This window comes from Kineococcus lubricus, from assembly GCF_050871965.1.
Taxonomy (GTDB): Bacteria; Actinomycetota; Actinomycetes; order Actinomycetales; family Kineococcaceae; genus Kineococcus.
In genome coordinates this window covers 124,078-142,831 of record NZ_JBJLSK010000014.1, presented here as the reverse complement: position 1 = coordinate 142,831, position 18,754 = coordinate 124,078, and the positions used below count along the sequence as shown (strand labels likewise).

The window sequence follows — 18,754 nt, the reverse complement described above, 5'->3', positions numbered from 1 at the left end:
CCGTCGCCTGCATGATCGGGCAACTGCTCAAGGACGCCCTGCACGAGACCGTCCACACCGCCGGGGTCCCCGAGGAAGCGGCCAAGGCGATGCTGTTCGGGCACGTGCAGATCGCGCTGACCAACACCTTGCGCGGGTCCAACCCGTTCTCCGACGCCTGCCTCATCGCCATGGACTACGGCCGCGAATCCATCGTCAAGGACGACTGGAAGAAGATCTTCCGCGACGACGAACTCGACCGCGTCATCACTAAGATGCTGAAGCTGGAGGGGATCCAGCGATGACCGGCACCCCCACCGGACGGCTGGAGGGCAAACGGGCCCTGGTGACCGGAGCCGCCTCCGGCATCGGGCGCGCCCTCGCCACCCGGTTCGCCGCCGAGGGAGCGCGGGTCGTCTTCGCCGACCGCGACCTGCCCGGCGCCCGGGACGCCGCGGCCGGGCGACCCGGCGCGCTCGCGGTCGAGGTGGACGTCACCGACGAGGACGCCGTCACCGCCGCCTACGCGCAGGCGCTCGCCGAACTGGGCGGCCTGGACGTGGTGGTCGCCAACGCCGGGGTGCAGCTGTTCGGCCAGGACGCCCCCGTCGCCGACCTGGACCTCGCCGTGTGGCAGCGCACCCTCGCGGTGAACCTCACCGGGACGTTCCTCACCGTCAAGCACGCCGTCCGGGCGCTGCGCGGACGCGGCGGGTCGATCGTCTGCACCGGCAGCCCCACCGGCCTGAACGGGGAGGGCCGCGACTTCACCGCGTACTCCTCCTCCAAGGCCGGCGTGCACGGCCTGGTGCGCACCGTCGCCGCCGCCTACGCCCACGAGGGCATCCGCGTGAACACCGTCGTCCCCGGCTACACCGAGACCCCGCTGGTCACCGCGATCTCCGGTGACGAGGGGTCCCGGGCCGCGATCGTGGGCCGCACCCCGCTGGGCCGCGCCGGGACCCCCGCCGACGTGGAGGGGATCGCGGTCTACCTGGCCGGCGACGAGTCCTCCTTCGCCACCGGCGCGATCTTCCGCGTCGACGGCGGGATGACCTCGCTGTGACGTCCCGCGACGGGCGGGGCTGACCCGTGCCGGCGTTCAAGGCGGACGACCCGGTCCGGGCCGAGCTGGACCTGCGGGCCGTGCCCCGCGGGTCCGCCGTCTCCGAGGTGGCCCGCCAGATGACGACCCTCATCGCCGGCGGCACCTTCCCCGCCGGGTCCCGCCTGCCCCCCGAGCGCCGGCTCGCCGCGACCCTCGGCGTGGGCCGTTCCGCGGTGCGGGAAGCGCTCGCGGCCCTGGAGGTCCTCGGGCTGGTCACGGTGCGCCCCGGCTCGGGCACCTACATCCGCGGCAGCGTCTCCGAACTGCTGCCCACCACCCTCAGCTGGGGCCTGATGCTCTCCGCCGAGCACACCGCCCACCTGTCGGAGGTGCGCGGCGCCCTCGAGGTGCGCGCCGCCGCCCTGGCCGCGGCCCGCTGCGGCCCCGAGGACCTGGACCGGCTGCGCGGTCACCTGGAGGCGATGGAGGCCCGTACCGGGGACCTGCGGGCCTTCGTCGAGGCCGACGCGGCGTTCCACCTCCAGCTGGCCCGGGCCGCCGGCAACGCGGTCCTGGGCGACCTGCTGCAGACCGTGCGCTCGCTCCTGCGGGTCTGGGTCGACCGCGGCCTGCGCAGCCACGAGCAGGCGCTGACCGCCTGCCGCGAGCACCGGGCGGTGTACGCGGCGATCGCCGCCGGCGACGGCGCGGCGGCCGGGGCCGCGATGGACGCCCACATGCGCACCGCCGGGGACCGCGTCGAACGCGCCGGGGAACCCCGCCCCGCGGGCTGACCCGCGCGGGGCGGCTACCCGTCCAGCGCCTCGCCGCGCCGCTCCGGCAGCAGGAAGCTCGCCGACGCGGCCACCGCGAACGCCACCCCGAACACCCCGAACACCAGCGCCGTCCCGCCGCCGCCGACGAGGAACGGCACCGACAGCGGCGCCAGGATCGAGGCGATCCGCCCGAAACCGGCCGCGGACCCGGCGCCCCGGCCGCGGACCGACGTCGGGTACACCTCCGGCGTCACCGCGTACAGCGCACCCCAGGCGCCGAGGTTGAAGAACGACAACGCCATGCCCGCGGCCAGGACCGTGCCGTGGGAGTCGGCGCCCGCGTAGGCCAGCGCCGACAGGGCCGACCCCACGAGGAACGCCGACAGCGTCCGGCGCCGCCCCCACGTCTCCACCAGGACCGCGGCCAGGGCGTACCCGGGCAGCTGCGCCAGCGTGATGATCAGCGTGAACTGCAACGACCGGACGACGGTGAACCCGTCCTCCACGAGCAGGCTGGGGATCCAGGTGAACGCCCCGTAGTAGCTGAAGTTCACGAAGAACCACACCAGCCACAACCCGGTGGTGCGCCGCCGCAACCCCTGCGACCAGATGCCGCGCGTGGCGACCGGTGCGGGGTCGGGGACCAGTTCAGCCGACGACGCGACCCCGGCCGCGGCCTCGAACTCGCGCACCACCCGCGTCGCCTCCTCCGTCCGCCCGCGCGCCAGCAGGAAACGCACCGACTCCGGCAGGCCCCAGCGGACGACGACGGCGTACACGGCGGGCAGCGCCCCGATCGCCAGCGCCCACCGCCACCCGTCGTCGGACGTCGGGACGAGCAGGAACCCGATGAGCGCGGCGACCGTCCAGCCGACGGCCCAGAACGCCTCCAGCAGCACCACGACCCGACCCCGGATGCGGCGCGGGGCGAACTCGCTGACCAGCGTCGAGGCGACCGGCAGCTCGGCGCCGAGCCCCAACCCGACGAGGAAGCGGAACACCAGCAGCGCCCCCAGCGACCACGACAGCGCCGCCGCGCCCGTCGCCAGCCCGTACACCAGCAGCGTCAGGGCGAACACCTGCCGCCGCCCGATCCGGTCGGCCAGCAGCCCCCCGAGCGTCGCCCCGATCGCCATCCCGGCGAACCCGATCGAGGCGATCCAGGACTGCTCGGTGGCGCTGAGGTCCCACTGGGTCCGCAGCGCCAGCAGGACGTACGCGACGAGGCCGACGTCGAGGGCGTCCAGCGCCCAGCCCACCCCCGAGCCGACCAGCAGGCGCCGGTGCTTGGCGGTGAAGGGCAACGCGTCGAGGCGTTCGGAGACGGTGGTGGGTCCACTCACACCCGGCGAGCCTACGGCCTGTCGCGGGGACCACCCGCCGACGCGGCCCCCTCAGGCCGGGGCGGGCAGGTGCCGCAGCAGCGCTGCGGTGGCCCCGGCGGGGTCGTCGGCCCCGGTGAGCGCGCGCACCACCACGACGCGGCGCGCGCCGGCCTCGACGACCTGCTCCACCGTGGACAGGTCGATCCCGCCGATGGCGAACCACGGCGACCGGTCACCGACCGCGGCGGCGGCGTGGCGCACCAGGTCCAGCCCGGTCGCGGCGCGACCGGGTTTGGTGGGCGTCGCCCACGTGGGTCCCACGCAGGCGTAGTCCACCTCGGGATCGGCGAGGGCCGCGTCGAACTGCGCCGGGGAGTGCGTGGAGCGCCCGATGAGCGCACCGGGGCCGACGAGGCCCCGGGCCGCCGCGGGCGGCAGGTCCCGCTGCCCCAGGTGCAGGACGTGCGCGCCGGCGACGGCGGCGACGTCGGCGCGGTCGTTGACGGCCAGCAGGCGCCCGTGGCGACGGGCCGCCGCGGCGAACACCTCCAGCAGTTCCAGTTCCTCGGCGGCCTCCAGGCCCTTCTCCCGCAACTGGACCACGTCCACCCCGGCGCCCAGGACGGCGTCGAGGAACTGCTCCAGGTCGCCTTCGCGGCGGCGGGCGCCGGTGCACAGGTAGAGGCGGGCGGCGTCCAGCGACGCGCGGTTCCCGCGGGTGTTCCGCGCTGGGGTGGTGTCGGGCACGGCGGGGAGTCTGCCAGGACCGGGGACCGGCGGCCCGGCCCGGGCGGGGGGTGCGGGGGTATGGTGACCGCACCACGGGAGCCCGGGATCGCGGGCTGAGAGGGCGAGCGCACTCGCCGACCGTCGAACCTGCTCCGGGTCATGCCGGCGAAGGGAGTGCTGGGTGGTCCCCTCCGAGGAACCGCCGACCGCGCGCGGCGCGCGGCGGCGGGACGTCGTGGTGCTGGGTGGCGGCGTCGTGGGTGCGGCGTGCGCGTGGCGGCTGGCGCAGCGCGGTTCCCGCGTGGTCCTCGTCGACCCCGGTGAGGGGGCGGGGGCCTCGCGCGCGGCGGCGGGGATGCTGGCCCCGGTCAGCGAACTGCACCCCGGCGAGGAGGACCTGCTGGCGCTGTGCCTGCGGGCCGCGGACGGTTTCGCCGCCTACGCCGCCGAGGTCGGCGCCGCGTCGGGGGAGGCGACCGGGTACCGCGCCTGCGGCACCCTGGCCGTCGCCCTGGACGCCGGGGACCGCGCCCGGCTGGCCCGGGCGCGCGAGGTGCAGCGGTCGCTGGGCCTGGAGGTCGAGGCGCTGACGGGCCGTGAGTGCCGGCGGGCCGAACCGTTCCTGGACCCCGCCGTCTGCGGGGGCAGCCTGGTGCGGGGGGACCACCAGGTCGACCCGCGGCGGCTGCTGGCGGGTCTGCTCGCCGCGGGAGCGCGCGCCGGGGTCCGGCGCGTCCGGGCCCGCGGTGAGGTGGTGGTGCGGGACGGGCGGGCCGCCGGGGTCCGCCTGCTCGGCGGGGACCCGCCGGGGGAACCGCCGGGGGAACTGCCGGGGGAACTCCCGGGGGAACTCCCGGCGGACGTGGTGGTGCTGGCCACCGGGGCCCGCGCCCAGGAGCACGTCCCGGTGCGGCCGGTGAAGGGTCAGGTCGTGCGGCTGCGGATGCCCGCCGGCGGGCACGTCCTGCAGCGGACCGTGCGCGGGCTGGTCCGTGACCGGGAGGTGTACCTGGTGCCCCGTGAGGACGGGGAACTGGTGGTGGGCGCCACCAGTGAGGACCGGGGTTTCGACCAGCGCGTGACGGCCGGGGCGGTGCACGACCTGCTGCGGGACGCGCAGGCCCTGGTGCCCGCCGTGGCCGAGCTGGAACTGGTGGAGGTCCTGGCCCGCAGCCGGCCGGGTTCGCCGGACAACCTGCCGCTCATCGGGTCCGGCGACGTGCCGGGGTTGCTGCTGGCCACCGGGCACCACCGCAACGGGGTGCTGCTGTCGGGGGTGACGGCCGACGCGGTCGCCGCCCTCGCCCACGGCGAGGACGTGGTTCCCGAGGTCGCGGTGTGCGACCCGGTCCGGTTCGGGTCGCCGCGCGCGGCCCGCGAGGAGGTGCTGGTGCGGTGAGGTCGGGAACTGCGGTCGAGGACGTGGAGGTGTTCGTGAACTCCGAACCCCTGAGGGTGCCGGCGGGGTCGAGCGTGGCCGACGTCGTGGCGCGTTTCGCGCCGGCCGCCGTGGACGGGCGCGGCACCGCCGTCGCCCTGGGCGAGGAGGTCGTGCCCGCCGGGAGCTGGGCCCGCACGCCCGTCGCGGCCGGGGACCGCCTGGAGGTCCTGCAGGCGGTGGCCGGCGGATGAGCGCGCTGGAGACGGCCCCCTCCCCCACCGGTGCCCCGGAGGTCGCCGACCCGCTGGTCATCGCCGGCCGGTCGTTCCGGTCCCGCCTGATCACCGGCACCGGCGGGGCGGCCAACCACGACGTCCTCGAACGGGCGCTGCGCGCGTCGGGCACCGAACTGACCACCGTGGCCCTGCGCCGGGTGGACCCCTCCGCCCGCGGTTCCCTGCTGGACGTCCTGGACCGGGTGGGCGTGCAGGTGCTGCCGAACACCGCCGGCTGCCGCACCGCGCGCGAGGCGCTGCTCACCGCCCGCCTGGGCCGCGAGGCCCTGGGCACGGACTGGGTGAAGCTGGAGGTCGTCGCCGACGAGGAGACCCTGCTGCCCGACGCCGTCGAACTGCTGGACGCCGCCGAGCAGCTCGTCGACGACGGTTTCACCGTCCTGGCCTACACCAACGACGACCCCGCCCTGGCCCTGCGCCTGGAACGGGCGGGGTGCGCGGCGGTGATGCCGCTGGGCGCGCCCATCGGCACCGGCCTGGGGATCCTGAACCCCCACAACATCGCCCTCATCGCCGATCGCGCCGGGGTTCCCGTCGTCCTGGACGCCGGCATCGGCACCGCCTCCGACGCCGCCCGCGCCATGGAGCTGGGCTGCGACGCGGTGCTGCTGGCCACCGCCGTCACCCGGGCCGAGGACCCCGAGCTGATGGGGTCGGCCATGCGCCACGCCGTCCTGGCCGGGCGCGCCGCGCACCGGGCCGGGCGCATCCCGGCGCGGGCGCTGGCGCAGGCGTCCTCGACGTGGACCGGGCTCGCGCAGTTCGGGGCGGCCCCGTGAAGGCCCTCGTCGAACCCGCCGCGGAACTCACCGCCGACGAACGTCGCCGCTACGCCCGCCAGCTGCTGCTGCCGCAGGTCGGGGAACTGGGCCAGCGGCGCCTGAAGGCCGCCCGGGTCCTCGTCGTCGGCGCCGGCGGCCTGGGGTCCCCCGCCCTGCTGTACCTGGCCGCGGCCGGGGTGGGCACCCTCGGGATCGTCGACGACGACGTCGTCGACGCGTCGAACCTGCACCGGCAGGTCCTGCACGGCACCGGCGACGTCGGCCGGGCGAAGGTCGACAGCGCCGCCGACGCGGTGGCGCGCGCGAACCCGCTGGTGCGGGTGGTCCGCCACCGCGAGCGCCTCACCGCGCAGAACGCGCAGGACGTCGTCGCCGGGTACGACCTGGTGCTGGACGGCTCGGACAACTTCGCCACGCGGTACCTCGTGAACGACGCCTGCGTCCTGGCCGGGCGGCCCTGGGTGTGGGGTTCGGTCCTGCGCTTCGACGGGCAGGTCGCGGTGTTCTGGGACGGGCACGGGCCCACCTACCGCGACCTGTTCCCGACCCCTCCGCCCCCGGGGACCGTCCCGTCCTGCGGGCAGGCCGGGGTGCTGGGGGCGGTGTGCGGCGCGGTCGGGGCGGTGATGGTCACCGAGGCGCTGAAACTCCTCACCGGCGCCGGGGACGGCCTGCTGGGCCGGGTGCTCGTGCACGACGCGCTGGCGATGACGTGGCGCCCGCTGCGCCTGAACCCCGACCCGCGGCGCGCGCCGGTCACCGCCGTCGAACCCGTCGACGGCGCCCCGGACCGGGAACCCTCCCCCGACCCCGCCGGGGAGCCGGGGGCCCTGCCGGAGGTGGACGCCGCCGCGCTCGCGCACCGGTTGCGGGAGCGGGACGCGGGCCGCGACGACTTCACCCTGGTGGACGTCCGCGAACCCGACGAGCACGCCGCGCACGCCCTGCCGGGCTCGGTGCTGGTCCCGCTGGCGGAGGTGCTGGCCGACCCGGGCCGTTTCGACCCGGCCCGGCCGCTGGTGCTGCACTGCGCCGGGGGGACGCGGTCGGCGCGCGCGCTGCGCGCCGTCCTCGCCGCGGGGCACCCCGACGCCGTGCACCTGCGCGGCGGGGTCGCCGCGTGGAGCGCGGCCGGCCTGCCCGGCGCGGGCTGAGCCCCGGTCAGTCGAGGGTGGGGAGCCGGTCCCACGCGCCGCCGCCCGCGTCGGCGGCGGCCCCGTGGACGACCACGGTGGTGACGTCCCGCCCCACGGGGTAGCGGACCTCCCGCAGGTTCCCGGCCTCGTCCAGCCGGACGTCGACGCGGGTGGGGCCCGGCGTGGTGACGACGAGGTGCCGGCCGTCGTCGCCGGGGGTGACGTCCTCGCTCGCGGCCAGCCGGTCGAGCACCTCCAGCGGGGCGTACCGGGCGGAGGGGGTCTCCGGTGCGAGGGTGTCCAGCCCCCGGCCCGGGCGACCGCTCCACGCCCGGGAACCGATCTGGACCACCGAGACGTACCGGCCGGCGAACCGGGCGCGGCGACCGGCCAGGTCGAGCGTTCCGTGCAGTTCGACGCGGGCAGGGACGCGGGAGAACACGTGGGCGGCCAGGGCGACCAGGCGGTTCCCGGGCCAGGCCGAGCGCAGGGCGGCGCGGGTGCCGGAGGAGTCCACCACGAGGCTGGTGCGGGCGGGGCCGCCCGCCCCGAGGCGCCGCAGCGCCTCCCGCAGCGCCGCCGCGGCCTGCGCGCCGGGGTCGTGCCGGTGGTCGTCGGACGTCGGGAGGGGGAGTTCACTCACCCCGCCATCGTCGGCGCCGTCCCCCGGTCGGGGATCCCCCGCACGTCCCCGGCCCGCTCCTCCCCCCGGCCCACCCCAGCGGGACCGCGCCCCCACGTCCGGCTCGATCGCCGGTGCCGGGAGGAGGTCACCCCGGCGTAGGGCTGGAGGTGGGCGAGGCGGAACGTGGACGGGCCGATGACCTCGTCACCCTCGATGCGCCGGCGCAGGGTCGCCTCGTCGGCGTGCAGGACGACGTGCCGGACGCCGATCCCGTGCCGGGCCCGCGTCGATCTCCCGCCGGTACTCCTCGACGAGGACGGTCATCGGCACCACCAGGGTCCCGCCGACGTGCTCCAGGACGGGGCGGGCGGTCTCGACGACGAGCGGCCGCCACGGCGGCCGGTGCGGGAGTTCCCGGTCGCCGGCAGGCCGGGGGTGATGTCCACGAGGGTTTCGCCGACCTTCTCGGCGTCGAACACGCGCGCGTCGGGCAGCAGCGGCTGCACGAGCGCGGCGGCCGTGGTCTCGCCCGCCCCGTGGGTGCCGTTGATCCAGACGATCACCCGGCGGACGCTAGCGACCCGGCGGGCGGGGGCGGTCCGGACCGGTCAGATGGTCTCGTGCGCCCAGGCGGTGGCCCACTCGTCCACGGCGCCGCTGTCCAGGGCGTGGCGCAGGTCGAGCAGGGCAGTGAGCCGGTCGGTGCCCAGACCAGCGAGGGCGACGACCGTCGCGGCCCGGAACGCGGGGTCGTCGAGGTCCCGGCGGGTGAGCCGGTGCAGGTCCGGCAGCCGGGCGGCGGTCGTCGGGTGGCTGCGCCCGCGCTCGACGCGGTGCCACAGCTGGTGGACGGGAGGGGTCATGCGCGTGCCTCACTGGTCGTGCCGGTCGGGATCGCGGGATCGCTCGGACGGAGGGCCGGCGGTTCTCCCGCCCTCTGTGCAACAGCGGGCGGGCCGCTCCCGTGACCCGGCGGCGCTGTCTCGTGCGTCACGTCCCCCGGCTCACCACTGCTCGCGCTGCCGCTCCAGGCCGCGGACGAAGGCCTCGAACGCGGCGTCCACCCGCGCGGTGTCACCGGTGACGAGCCGGTCCACCACCAGGCCGCGCAGGGTGCCCATCACCAGCGTCGCGAGCGCCCCGGCCCGCGCGGGCGGGCAGCCGGCCCGCAGCAGGCCGGCCTCGAGCACCTCGGTGCGCCGCCGCAGCGAGCGGCGCACCGGGCCGGCCAGGGCCTCGTCGTGCAGGGCGCCGCCGGTGACGGCGAGGAACAGCCGCACGTAGGCCTCGCCCTCGCCGGTGGTGGCCCGCCGCCACAGGGCGCGCAGCGGGCCGCCCTCCTCGTCGGGCACGTGCTCGCCGGCGAGGACCCGCGGCGCGGTGAAGGCGCGGTCCAGGACCCGTTCCACGATCTCGGCGACGAGGTTCTCGCGGGTGCCGAAGTGGTGCAGCAGCGCGGCGTGGCTGACGCCGGCGCTGTCGGCGATCCGCCGCAGCGACAACCGGGCGGGGCCGTGGGCGAGGGCGTGCTCGGTGGCCGCCTGCAGCAGTTCCTCGCGGCGGTGCCGGTAGCGCAGCCGCCGGCCGTCGACCCGCTCGGTGCCCTCGTCGTCGGTGTCCGCCACGGGCGCGAGGGTAACGGCCGGCGGCCGCGGCCCAGTGCTCCCGGAGTTGCTTGACCAGTCGGTCAGGCCATGGCTACGTTGGGCCGCACGAGGACGGGGACCCCGCGCGGCAGCCGGCGCAGTCGCGGGCCCGCGCGCACCCCCGCCCCGGCAACCCCCACCACCGCAGCACGTCCCCCCGGAGAGCCGCTCGATGTCGAACACCTCCACGCAGCCGTCCCGCCGCCGCACCGCCCAGGGGTTCCGCGCCTCCCTGGCCGCCGCCGCCGTCGCCGTTCCCCTCGTCGTCGGCGCCGCACCGGCCCACGCCGCCGGCAACCCCTACGAACGCGGCCCGGCGCCCACCACCAGTTCGATCGAGGCGACGCGCGGTTCCTTCGCGGTCTCCACCACGAGCGTGTCGAACCTCGCCGCGACCGGCTTCGGCGGCGGCACGATCTACTACCCCACCACCACCAGCGCAGGCACCTTCGGCGCCGTGGTGATCGCCCCCGGGTACACCGCCAGCCAGTCGAGCATGTCCTGGTACGGGCCGCGCCTGGCCTCCCAGGGTTTCGTGGTGTTCACCATCGACACCGACAGCCGCTACGACCAGCCGGCCTCCCGCGGGGACCAGATCCAGGCCGCGCTGACCTACCTGACCAGCCGCAGCAGCGTCCGGGCGCGCATCGACGCGAGCCGCCTGGCGGTCATGGGCCACTCCATGGGCGGCGGCGGGACCCTGGAAGCGGTCAAGGACAACCCCGCCATCAAGGCCGCCATCCCGCTGACGCCGTGGAACCTGGACAAGACCTGGCCCGAGATCAGCACCCCCACGCTGATCATCGGCGCGCAGAACGACTCCACGGCGCCGGTGGCCTCGCACTCCGAGCCGTTCTACGGCTCCATCCCCACCGCCACCGACAAGGCCTACCTGGAACTGCGGGGGGCCAGCCACTTCGCCCCGAACAGCTCCAACACGACGATCGCGAAGTACAGCATCAGCTGGCTCAAGCGCTACGTCGACGACGACACCCGTTACACGCAGTTCCTCTGCCCCGCACCGGGGACCAGCATCGCCATCAGCGAGTACCGCAGCACCAACTGCTCCTGACCGGCGGCCCCGGGCCTGCTGCGGCCCGGGCGGAATCCCCCGCCCGGGCCGCGAGGCCGACCTCGGCCTGCTCGACGGTGCTCCGGAGCGGGTCAACCTCTCCTGCGCCGTCTTCCCCGCCTGGCGAGGACGTGGGCTGGCCGCACGAGCGGTGCTGCTGGTGTGCGACGGGCTCGCGGCCAGCACCCCGGCCCGGACGGCAGTCATCCGCACCGAGCCGGGCAACGAGCACTCCCACCGCGTGGCGGTGGGTTGCGGCTTCAGCGAGGCCGGTGCCGTCCTCGCTGACGAGGTGGAGTTCGTCGGCTACGAGAATTCGCTGAGAGACGAGGTGTCCCCACCCTCGCCGACAAAGCCGCTGCCCTGCTGCACTCCCTGGCCCGCAACCACCCGCTGGTCGACGGCAACAAGCCCCTGGCCTGGTCCGCGACCCGCGTCTTCTGCCTGCTCAACGGCACCGACCTGGTCATGGACGTCGACGAGGCCGAGCAGATGGTGCAGGCTGTGGCCGCCGGGGACCTCGACGCCGCGGAACTGGCGAGGGTGATCAGCCGGCACCTCGGGTAGGACCCACCACCCCGTGCCGCCGGAGGAGCGAACGCGACCTCACGGTCATCCCGCGATCCGGGCGGCCGTTGGTGACCGACGACATCGCAGCCGTGGTGAGAGCGCGGAGAGTCGCTCGCCGCTCCTGCGCTCAGCGACGCCGGCGGCCTAAGGCGTACCCGACGGCGCCGGCCACTACGACCAGCCCCAGAGTGGCCAGCTGACCGCCCCGGTACTGCCGGGAGGTCATCACGGCCAGGTCCCCCAGGGCCTCGACGGGGATCGAGCCGTCGTTGATGTCGTACCAGCCGAACGCCGCGTACGGGCTGGAGGCGAGCAGAGCGATACCGATCAGGACGAGCAGGACGCCCGTCACGGCGAGCAGGGTCGTCAGGCGGGGACGTCTCACGCAGGAAGAACCGCAGCCACTTCGCTCGGAGCGAGACCCTGCGTCATCGCTCGGGCCGCCGTTCGGGTGCCTCAGAGGACCGATCGGTACTGGAGTCACGTCAACGACCTCACGGTCATCCCACGAGCCGGGTGCGTCTACTCGCCCGCCCCGGTGCGCCAGGTCACCGACAAGGAAGGCTTGGTCTGCAGCCACAAGCCGTCGACCGGTAGCTGCTCGTCGAAGACGAGGCCCAGCAGCTCCTGTCCCGCCCGCTTCTCCACCACCAGCGACCGCACCTGGTGCAGCTCCAGCCCCACCAGCTCACCACCGTCCGAGTTCAGCGACAGCTTGACCAGCTCAGAGGCTGGTTCGACCTCCAGTTCCACACGGGTGGATCCACGAGTCAGAGCGAAGCGGACGCAGACGTAGGGCCACGGCGCGTCGTCGACGCCGAAGGGGTAGACCGGCTCGCTCTCGAAGAGCCAAACCAGGTCCTCCAGCGTGGGCATCGGATCCATCACCGGATCACTGTGCCTGCTCCACCCGCAAGACCGCACCGCGTTACCGCGAATTCCGGTCATCCCGCCATCAGCGTAATCACCTGGACAGCAGTAGGTCCCGCACCCGACGCCACGCTGCGGTTTCCTCTGGACGCCACCCCATCCGGTGAAGGCCGTCGAACAGGAGTCCGGCCTCAGCGACGGCCTCTCGATCCAGCTGCCCTCCTCCTACGACGATCTGCACGCAACCCGCCACCGTGCTCGCCGCCCCCTGCAGCTCCATCCACTTCTCCCACTCGTCAGCGGGGGCCTGGTCATCGGGCTGGGTCGAGGCCGCGTCAGCGGCGTCCAGGGCGGCTTGCAGCTCTACGTCGGAGTGACCTGCCATCTCAGCAGTCTGGCGTCTTCACCGACCTCACGGTCATCCCGCGTTGTGGGCGCTGTCTCTGGCGTCTGGCGACTTCGCTCATCTGGCGGGAGGCGCGAGATCGCGACCTGCGTCACGAAGGTCGATGCTGCCCGGCCAGGCTGATACGGACCCCTCCCCGCCGATGACCTCGACAGCAGGACGGGGATCTCGCAACGACCCGCGCTCCGGATCCAGCCAGTGTAGCCAGAACTGGCTACACTGGCTGGCATGAAGACCATCACCGCCCGCGAGCTGCGCAACGAGTACGCGCGCATCTTGCGGGAGCTGGAAGACGCGGGCGAGGGCTACACGATCACCAACCACGGACGGCCTGTCGCCCGCATCACGCCCATCGCCCCCGTCCCCGACCGCCTGCGCGCCTTCAGCGGCGTCCCCCTCAGCGCCGCCGCCAGCCTCAACTCCATCGCTGGCCCTTTCGACCACCCCGAGTTCGACCGTCAGGTGGCCGAGACGCTCGACCCGGTCGCGCGCGATCCCTACGCAGGACGCGACCACGAGCCCGACACCGAGGCTGCGCAGCCGAGCCAGCACGACGACTCGAGCTCCGCGACGGACGCTCACGCCGCCCGCGAGCGGACGACCGCCCACCGCCACGAGGTCGCCCCTCGCGGCCCACGACTGGGTGACCTCACCCAGCAGATCGCCCAGGAGAGGTCCAACCAGTAGTGACCGCTGGATACCTCCTGGACACGAACGTCCTCATCGACATCCTGCGTGCTCCGGCCGGGTCAGCGTTCAGCATCGACCCCAACCAGCCCACCTACGTCTCGCAGATGACGTTCGCGGAACTGCGCTTCGGCATCGCCGTGGCCTCCGGGCCGGCTCAGCAGCAGCGCCTCACCGACTTCACCATCGCGCGGCGCCTGTGGCCGAACGCCCTCCCCGTGGACGACACCGTCGTGAACGCCTACGGACAGGTGGCCGCGACCATCTTGGCGGCTGGCGGGACGAAGAAGCAGCTCCGCATCCAGGTCGTCGACGCCTACCTCGCCGCGACCGCGCACGCCTTCGACCTCGAACTGGTGACCAGCAACCTGAGCGACTTCCAGGACGTGTCCGGCCTCATCGCCGTCACCCCGTTCACCATCACCGCACCGCAGGAGAGACCCGGCACCGGCGATGGCGTGCTCATGACGGGGCGCGAGGAACGCACGGTCATCCCGCGGTCCGCGGGTTGAGCCCGAGGTGCCCGCGGCGGCCCAGCATGAGCAAGGCTGCGGGTGTGTCCGACGCCAGGCGACTGATCACCTCCATCGACATCAACGAGGCGGCAGGAGCGGAGTTCAACAACGACCACCGCTCCTCCATCTCGGCGCTGCACGAGCTCGAACTCGCCGATGGACGGCGGCTGACCCTGCTCGACGACCGCGGCTGGTCCACCAGCGGCCCCAGCGACATCTGGTCCTACGAGTCGCTAGGAGGTCTGGCCCAGACCGCGCGCATGGTGGTCGGGCCCGATGAGCCGCCCGAGGGACGTTCCTACGAGGAGGAGGCGGCGCTGCACTGGGCCTACCTGGCGGGCATCGCCCAGGAGCACGGGGTGAGCATCGAGGCCGGCGAGCTGGCGGCGCTGCCGCACGACCTGGACGTCAGCCCCGCGATCCGAGCGCGGCTGACCCGCTGAGCTGCGGTGCGGTGCGGCCAACGTCGCGGTCATCCCGCGCTCAGCGCGCGATCGGGGCTGGCGTCGGACGTCCTGACATGTCGAGAGTCGCGAGGTAGCACCTAACGACCTGACTCAATACTTGCCCGTATCGATACTGAGGGATATCGTAAATGTCATGCCCCAGCCGACACCGCGAGCCGGCAGCACCAATCACCCGGGGGTGAACGCTCCTCGTGGGCGGGGAGGTCGTCCCCGAGACAACTCCCGGGACATCTCCATCCTGGAAGGGACGCTGTCGGTCTTGGCCGAGTCCGGTTACGACGGGTTGACCATCGACAAAGTCGCCACCCGAGTCGGCGCAGCTCGCGCCACGATCTACCGACGTTGGCCCACCAAGGCCGACCTGGTGCTGCAGGCAGTGCGACACCTCAGCCGGGACGACGCCGGCCTGGACCGTCTCCCAGACACCGGCACTCTGCGCGGTGACCTGGTCGCGATGGTCCTGCCGCAGGACGAACAGGAGCAGGAGTACCGCCTACGCATCCTGGCCGGAGTCGCTTCCCTGGCCTTGACCGAAGACCCCCGCCTGGGGCAGGCCGCGGCGACGGCCGGGGTCGGTGCCTGGGCTGAAGCGGTCGAACTGCTGCTGCACCGGGCGGTGCAGCGCGGGGAGTACCCCCCCACCGACGTCCACGCCCTGGCTCAGGTGATGCCGATGATGTGCCTGGCTCGCGCGGTCACCCGCCAGCCCATCACCCACGACTTCAGCCTCGCCATGATCGACGGCATCGTCCTGCCCGCGATGCGCGGCAACCGTTGACGTCCCCACCGCGAGCGTCACCGGACCAGCTCCGCACTTCTCCTGTGCGCGACCAGCCGCCCCTCCCCACCCTCACCCAGAGCAGGAGACCCACCGTGTCCATCACTGCCACCGCCCACCTGAACTTCCGCGGCAACGCCCGTGAGGCCCTGACCTTCTACCAGTCCGTCTTCGGCGGGCAGGTGATGGCCGCGACCTACGCCCAGGTCGGCGTTCCCCGGGACTCGGCGACCTCCGAGCGGGCCGTATTCACTCCCGTGGACTCCTCCGCGCCCGACGCTGAGCACCTGGCGTTCGGCATGCTCGCTGCCGACAACGGCCTACGCCTGGCTGCCTACGACGTGTTCGGGGCCGGCGGTGGCGGTCTGGCCGGCGCCGGACGCGAGTACAGCGTCACCCGCGCCGGCGGCGGTCTGACCCACACCGAGTCCTCGTTCCTCCTGCTGAACAGCGACACGCTGGCCGAGGCCGGTGAGCTGTGGGAGAAGCTGGCTGTGGGAGGCACCGTCATCCAGGCGCTGGCCCCGGCGGACTGGGCCCCGGCCTACGGGATGCTCACCGATCGCTTCGGCGTCACCTGGATCTTCGGCATCGCCCCCGCCTCCTGACCGGCCCGTGACTGCGCTGCCCGCCCTGGCCCTGACTCCCGCCCCTGGTCCGGTCATGACTACACCGATCGCGCCGACCGCGGCGTCGCCGTTGCGCACAGTCAGCGACGGCGAACGACGGGCCCGTCTCGGTCTGCGCCATGCCCTTGCCGCTGAGGCAGAGCTGGCACAGGGAGACGTGGTGGCGGCCGCTCGATCGGTGGTGGTTCTGCACGCCACCGAAGCCGTCAGCGTGTACCTGTCGGCGTGGGCGCGTTGCGGCGCCACCCGCGAGGAGGTCGAGGATGTGCTCTACCGCGACCGCAGCATCGTCAAGCAGATGGCCATGCGCCGCACCGTCTTCGCCGTTCCCCGGGACCTGCTACCCGCTGTGCGCGGCAGCGCCGCCGCACGAGTCGCCACCCAGCAGCAGGCGCTGCTGGCCCGCAGCCTGGTCACTGGCGGCGTGGCCGACGACGTCGCCGCCGCGTCGCGGTGGGTGGAGCGAGCGTGCGCGCAGGTGCTCACCCGGTTGCAGGCCTCATCGGCCAGCACCCGGCAGCTGCGCGAAGAGCTCCCCCTGCTCGCGCTGCGGCTACCGCGACCAGAAGCTCCCACCGCCCCGCCGGCACCACTCGCCTCCCGCGTCTTGACCGTCCTGGCCGCTACCGGGCAGGTCGTCCGCGGGGACAACCAGGGGGACTGGACCACCTCCCGGCCCCTCTGGACTCCCCTGCAGACGTGGATCGACGGGTCGACCGACGCCGCCCGCGCTGCGACCCGCACCGCTCCCTACAGCGAGACCTTGCCAGAGGCCCAGGGGTACGCCGAGTTGGTGCGCCGCTGGTTGTGGTCCTACGGGCCCGGCACCGAAACCGACCTCACCTGGTGGTTGGGAGCCACCAAGACCGCCGTCCGTCGCGCGCTCGTGGACGTGGGTGCCGTCGAAGTGAACCTGCAGGACGGGTCTCAGGCGTGGCTGCACCCCGACGACGTCGATGAGGTCCAGCCCCCGCGACCGTGGGCCGCGCTGCTACCGGCTCTGGACCCCACCACGATGGGCTGGAAAGGGCGCGCTTTCCACGTCGATACCGCCACCGCGGCCACGGTGTACGACCGCGCCGGCAACGGGCTACCGACCGCGTGGTGGAGCGGGCGGATCGTCGGCACCTGGAGTCAGCAGAGCGATGGCGCTGTCATCGTGCAGCCCCACGTCCCCCTATCCACCACCGCCGAACGCGCGTTGCGGCACAAGGCCGGCGAGGTCACCACCTGGCTGGACGGCCGGGTGCTGCGCACCACCTTCCACCGCCCTCTGCCTGGTCCGTGACGTCACCACGCCAGGTGCAGTCACAGCTGCACCACGCTGCGCATCGCACTGGACCACCCCGTGTGGCGCACGGTGTCTAGACCTCCACGGAGCCCGAACGCACGGTCATCCCGCGTTGTGCGCTGTCGCGGACGCCCCGCGACGTCACGGTCGTATCGATGCCCGAGGTCAAGCTGGTTCCCTGCCTGCCGTCCCAGCTACCTTGATCAAGTCGCCCTCCTGGTGAGCGGTAGCGCCCGCTACCCGACCAGGCTTAGGCGGCAAGGAGACCACCGGTGAACGACACACCGAACCCTTGCACCCACCCACGCCTGGATGAGTGGACCCACCACCTCTACATCCGCTGGTGCGGCCCCGACGACGTCGCCCGCCGACTGCACCTGCAACCCGCTCATCCCGGCTTCCTCGTCTACGGAGACGAGGAGCACACGCTCATCAACTGGGCCGACGTCCACCCGGACACCGGTGGCATCCGCCAGCACCACGGCCATCTGCAGGCCAACTGGCTGGAGGTCGTCTCCGAGCGGGAGCACCACCACGCCGTTGAGCAGTTGCGCGCCTCCGGCTGGCTCGGTTTCCCCATCGACGACCAGGACTTCCTCGCAGCGTGGCGGGCCGAGCCACACCCCTACCACCGCCTGGACCGCCTTCCCATCTGCAGTTACGTGCGCTGGCGCGGCCCCGACGTCATCGCCGGCCGGCTGCACCTGCAACCGGGTCACACCGGGCTGCTCATCGCTGCCGATGAGGCCCATGCCGTCATCGACTGGACCGACGTGCCCGAAGTTCTGCAGTACAACGGCCGCCTTGACCACGACTGGCTGGAGCTGATCACCGAGCAGGAGCACCAGCACGCCAACGAGCGGTTGCGGAGCTCGGGCTGGGCCGGTTTCCCCTGGCAGGACGAGCAGGCGATGGCCGCCTGGTCCGAAGACCTGTGGATCACCGGTGGTGAAGCCTTCCCCCCGGGGACGCCAGTTCGCTTCGTCGGCGACGACCACGTCGCCGAGCTGCTGGCCCTGCAACCGGGCCACCCGGGCAGGGTCACCAGCAGCGGAGAGAAGCACGCCTGCGTGGACTGGGTCGACGTCCAGGGCGTCTTCCAGCATGACGGCGTCATGGGGCCGGAGTGGCTGGTCGCGATCGATGAGGACGACTACCAGCGTCGTGCCGATGCAGTGCGTCGCTTTGACTGGCCCGGCTTCGAAGCCGCCGGTCAAGACGGCCTCAACCACCTCGAGCACGACGCCGAGCAGACGTGACCGCGGGGCCCGCCTGAGCCCCGTCTCCGGCTGTCGACTTCACGGTCATCCCGCGCTCAGCGCGCGGCTGTGGCCGGCCGAGACGTCCGCGAGTGTCGACGAGCGAGCGACATCGCGCACCCGGCACGGCCAGGACGAGCAGGCCAAGGCGACCCGCCGGACGTGCCCACGCAGGTTCGCCGTCGCTGCCGCACTGCGGGCTCTGGGGGTCCTCGCTGCCGCCGTGCTCGTCAAGATGTTCCACCTGCCCGTGTCGGTGCACGGATGGATCTCAACGGTGGTCGGGGCGGTGATCGCCGGCCTCGCCTCCGCCTTCGGCACGGCGGTTTGGACCCGGCCTCGACAGCCGTCGTGGCGTCCAGAGGGCATCTGAGGACGCTGAGGCGCAGGGAGCCGTCAGCGGCTCACCTCGCGCGGTCCTACCGGTGTCGGGGTGCGAGCCGACCGCGGATCGGCTCAGCAGCGTCTACCGGCTGCCGCCCGTGCG

At 73.8% G+C, this 18,754-nt stretch carries 22 protein-coding genes and 3 pseudogenes; 17 read left to right on the top strand and 8 right to left on the bottom strand.

The annotated features are described in order from the left end of the window. From ACRYRX_RS12755 to ACRYRX_RS12745, 3 genes are all read left to right on the top strand, one after another. Positions 1-284, top strand: a 284-nt coding sequence (locus ACRYRX_RS12755; protein WP_432512306.1) for a phosphogluconate dehydrogenase C-terminal domain-containing protein, incomplete at its 5' end; no start/stop codon positions are given. Continuing rightward, positions 281-1,045 (top strand): SDR family NAD(P)-dependent oxidoreductase, encoded by a 765-nt coding sequence (locus tag ACRYRX_RS12750; RefSeq protein WP_432512305.1) that lies wholly within the window; start codon positions 281-283, stop codon positions 1,043-1,045. The genes ACRYRX_RS12755 and ACRYRX_RS12750, both read left to right, overlap by 4 nt. Positions 1,046-1,071: 26 nt before the next feature. Next, positions 1,072-1,821 carry a FadR/GntR family transcriptional regulator gene (locus tag ACRYRX_RS12745; RefSeq protein WP_432512304.1) on the top strand — a complete coding sequence of 250 codons (750 nt, stop codon included), beginning with the start codon at positions 1,072-1,074 and terminating at the stop codon, positions 1,819-1,821. 14 nt (positions 1,822-1,835) lie between these two features. Here the strand turns inward: ACRYRX_RS12745 and ACRYRX_RS12740 are convergent, their stop codons facing one another. After that, positions 1,836-3,146, bottom strand: a complete 1,311-nt coding sequence (locus ACRYRX_RS12740) for an MFS transporter (protein ID WP_432512303.1) — start codon at positions 3,144-3,146, stop codon at positions 1,836-1,838. 51 nt (positions 3,147-3,197) lie between these two features. After that, a complete protein-coding gene (thiE, locus tag ACRYRX_RS12735; protein ID WP_432512302.1) occupies positions 3,198-3,875 on the bottom strand; it encodes a thiamine phosphate synthase in 678 nt (225 codons plus the stop codon). A gap of 163 nt (positions 3,876-4,038) precedes the next feature. Between thiE and thiO the strand changes: the two genes are divergently transcribed. From thiO to moeB, 4 genes are read left to right on the top strand one after another with little or no spacing between them, the layout of a single operon-like run. Further along, positions 4,039-5,256: a glycine oxidase ThiO gene (gene thiO, locus ACRYRX_RS12730; protein ID WP_432512301.1), complete on the top strand. Its 1,218-nt coding sequence runs from the start codon at positions 4,039-4,041 to the stop codon at positions 5,254-5,256. Further along, positions 5,253-5,489, top strand: coding sequence for a sulfur carrier protein ThiS (gene thiS / locus ACRYRX_RS12725; RefSeq protein ID WP_432512300.1), 237 nt, complete (start codon positions 5,253-5,255; stop codon positions 5,487-5,489). Before thiO ends, thiS begins: the two co-directional genes overlap by 4 nt. After that, entirely contained in the window at positions 5,486-6,313 is an 828-nt protein-coding gene (locus ACRYRX_RS12720) for a thiazole synthase (RefSeq protein ID WP_432512299.1), read from the top strand. Before thiS ends, ACRYRX_RS12720 begins: the two co-directional genes overlap by 4 nt. Further along, entirely contained in the window at positions 6,310-7,470 is a 1,161-nt protein-coding gene (moeB, locus tag ACRYRX_RS12715; RefSeq protein ID WP_432512298.1) for a molybdopterin-synthase adenylyltransferase MoeB, read from the top strand. The genes ACRYRX_RS12720 and moeB overlap by 4 nt, the downstream gene beginning before the upstream one ends. A gap of 7 nt (positions 7,471-7,477) precedes the next feature. On the opposite strand, the gene ACRYRX_RS12710 is transcribed toward moeB, so the two are convergent. The 4 genes and pseudogenes from ACRYRX_RS12710 to ACRYRX_RS12695 all read right to left on the bottom strand — a co-directional run bounded on the left by ACRYRX_RS12710 (position 7,478) and on the right by ACRYRX_RS12695 (position 9,702). Continuing rightward, positions 7,478-8,095: a hypothetical protein gene (locus tag ACRYRX_RS12710; RefSeq protein ID WP_432512297.1), complete on the bottom strand. Its 618-nt coding sequence runs from the start codon at positions 8,093-8,095 to the stop codon at positions 7,478-7,480. A 71-nt stretch (positions 8,096-8,166) separates the two neighbouring features. Beyond that, positions 8,167-8,640: pseudogene (locus ACRYRX_RS12705) on the bottom strand (DEAD/DEAH box helicase family protein); the annotation flags it as partial. A gap of 45 nt (positions 8,641-8,685) precedes the next feature. Next, positions 8,686-8,940: a hypothetical protein gene (locus tag ACRYRX_RS12700; RefSeq protein ID WP_432512296.1), complete on the bottom strand. Its 255-nt coding sequence runs from the start codon at positions 8,938-8,940 to the stop codon at positions 8,686-8,688. 141 nt (positions 8,941-9,081) lie between these two features. Beyond that, entirely contained in the window at positions 9,082-9,702 is a 621-nt protein-coding gene (locus ACRYRX_RS12695; protein ID WP_432512295.1) for a TetR/AcrR family transcriptional regulator, read from the bottom strand. A gap of 193 nt (positions 9,703-9,895) precedes the next feature. Between ACRYRX_RS12695 and ACRYRX_RS12690 the strand changes: the two genes are divergently transcribed. The 3 genes and pseudogenes from ACRYRX_RS12690 to ACRYRX_RS12680 form a co-directional block, all read left to right on the top strand. Continuing rightward, the gene (locus ACRYRX_RS12690) at positions 9,896-10,795 is read left to right on the top strand and encodes an alpha/beta hydrolase family protein (protein ID WP_432512294.1); all 900 of its coding nucleotides are present in this window, start codon (positions 9,896-9,898) and stop codon (positions 10,793-10,795) included. Positions 10,796-10,829: 34 nt separating this feature from the next. Beyond that, positions 10,830-11,045: pseudogene (locus ACRYRX_RS12685) on the top strand (hypothetical protein); the annotation flags it as partial. A gap of 101 nt (positions 11,046-11,146) precedes the next feature. Continuing rightward, positions 11,147-11,224: pseudogene (locus ACRYRX_RS12680) on the top strand (Fic family protein); the annotation flags it as partial. Between the two features lie 268 nt (positions 11,225-11,492). On the opposite strand, the gene ACRYRX_RS12675 reads toward ACRYRX_RS12680, so the two are convergent. Together ACRYRX_RS12675 and ACRYRX_RS12670 are read right to left on the bottom strand one after the other, a co-directional pair. Further along, positions 11,493-11,750: a hypothetical protein gene (locus ACRYRX_RS12675; RefSeq protein ID WP_432512293.1), complete on the bottom strand. Its 258-nt coding sequence runs from the start codon at positions 11,748-11,750 to the stop codon at positions 11,493-11,495. Between the two features lie 137 nt (positions 11,751-11,887). Further along, a complete protein-coding gene (locus ACRYRX_RS12670; protein WP_432512292.1) occupies positions 11,888-12,241 on the bottom strand; it encodes a hypothetical protein in 354 nt (117 codons plus the stop codon). A gap of 628 nt (positions 12,242-12,869) precedes the next feature. Here ACRYRX_RS12670 and ACRYRX_RS12665 point away from each other — a divergent pair. The 7 genes from ACRYRX_RS12665 to ACRYRX_RS12635 all read left to right on the top strand — a co-directional run bounded on the left by ACRYRX_RS12665 (position 12,870) and on the right by ACRYRX_RS12635 (position 18,267). Further along, positions 12,870-13,328 carry a type II toxin-antitoxin system Phd/YefM family antitoxin gene (locus ACRYRX_RS12665; protein WP_432512291.1) on the top strand — a complete coding sequence of 153 codons (459 nt, stop codon included), beginning with the start codon at positions 12,870-12,872 and terminating at the stop codon, positions 13,326-13,328. Beyond that, positions 13,328-13,840, top strand: coding sequence for a type II toxin-antitoxin system VapC family toxin (locus ACRYRX_RS12660; protein ID WP_432512290.1), 513 nt, complete (start codon positions 13,328-13,330; stop codon positions 13,838-13,840). Before ACRYRX_RS12665 ends, ACRYRX_RS12660 begins: the two co-directional genes overlap by 1 nt. Before the next feature lie 44 nt (positions 13,841-13,884). Next, positions 13,885-14,286, top strand: coding sequence for a hypothetical protein (locus ACRYRX_RS12655; protein WP_432512289.1), 402 nt, complete (start codon positions 13,885-13,887; stop codon positions 14,284-14,286). Positions 14,287-14,443: 157 nt separating this feature from the next. Next, positions 14,444-15,088: a TetR/AcrR family transcriptional regulator gene (locus tag ACRYRX_RS12650; RefSeq protein ID WP_432512288.1), complete on the top strand. Its 645-nt coding sequence runs from the start codon at positions 14,444-14,446 to the stop codon at positions 15,086-15,088. 95 nt (positions 15,089-15,183) lie between these two features. After that, positions 15,184-15,696 (top strand): VOC family protein, encoded by a 513-nt coding sequence (locus ACRYRX_RS12645; protein ID WP_432512287.1) that lies wholly within the window; start codon positions 15,184-15,186, stop codon positions 15,694-15,696. A gap of 55 nt (positions 15,697-15,751) precedes the next feature. Further along, entirely contained in the window at positions 15,752-17,005 is a 1,254-nt protein-coding gene (locus ACRYRX_RS12640) for a winged helix DNA-binding domain-containing protein (RefSeq protein ID WP_432512286.1), read from the top strand. 275 nt (positions 17,006-17,280) lie between these two features. Beyond that, positions 17,281-18,267, top strand: coding sequence for a hypothetical protein (locus ACRYRX_RS12635; RefSeq protein WP_432512285.1), 987 nt, complete (start codon positions 17,281-17,283; stop codon positions 18,265-18,267). The last annotated feature ends 487 nt before the right edge of the window (positions 18,268-18,754 follow it).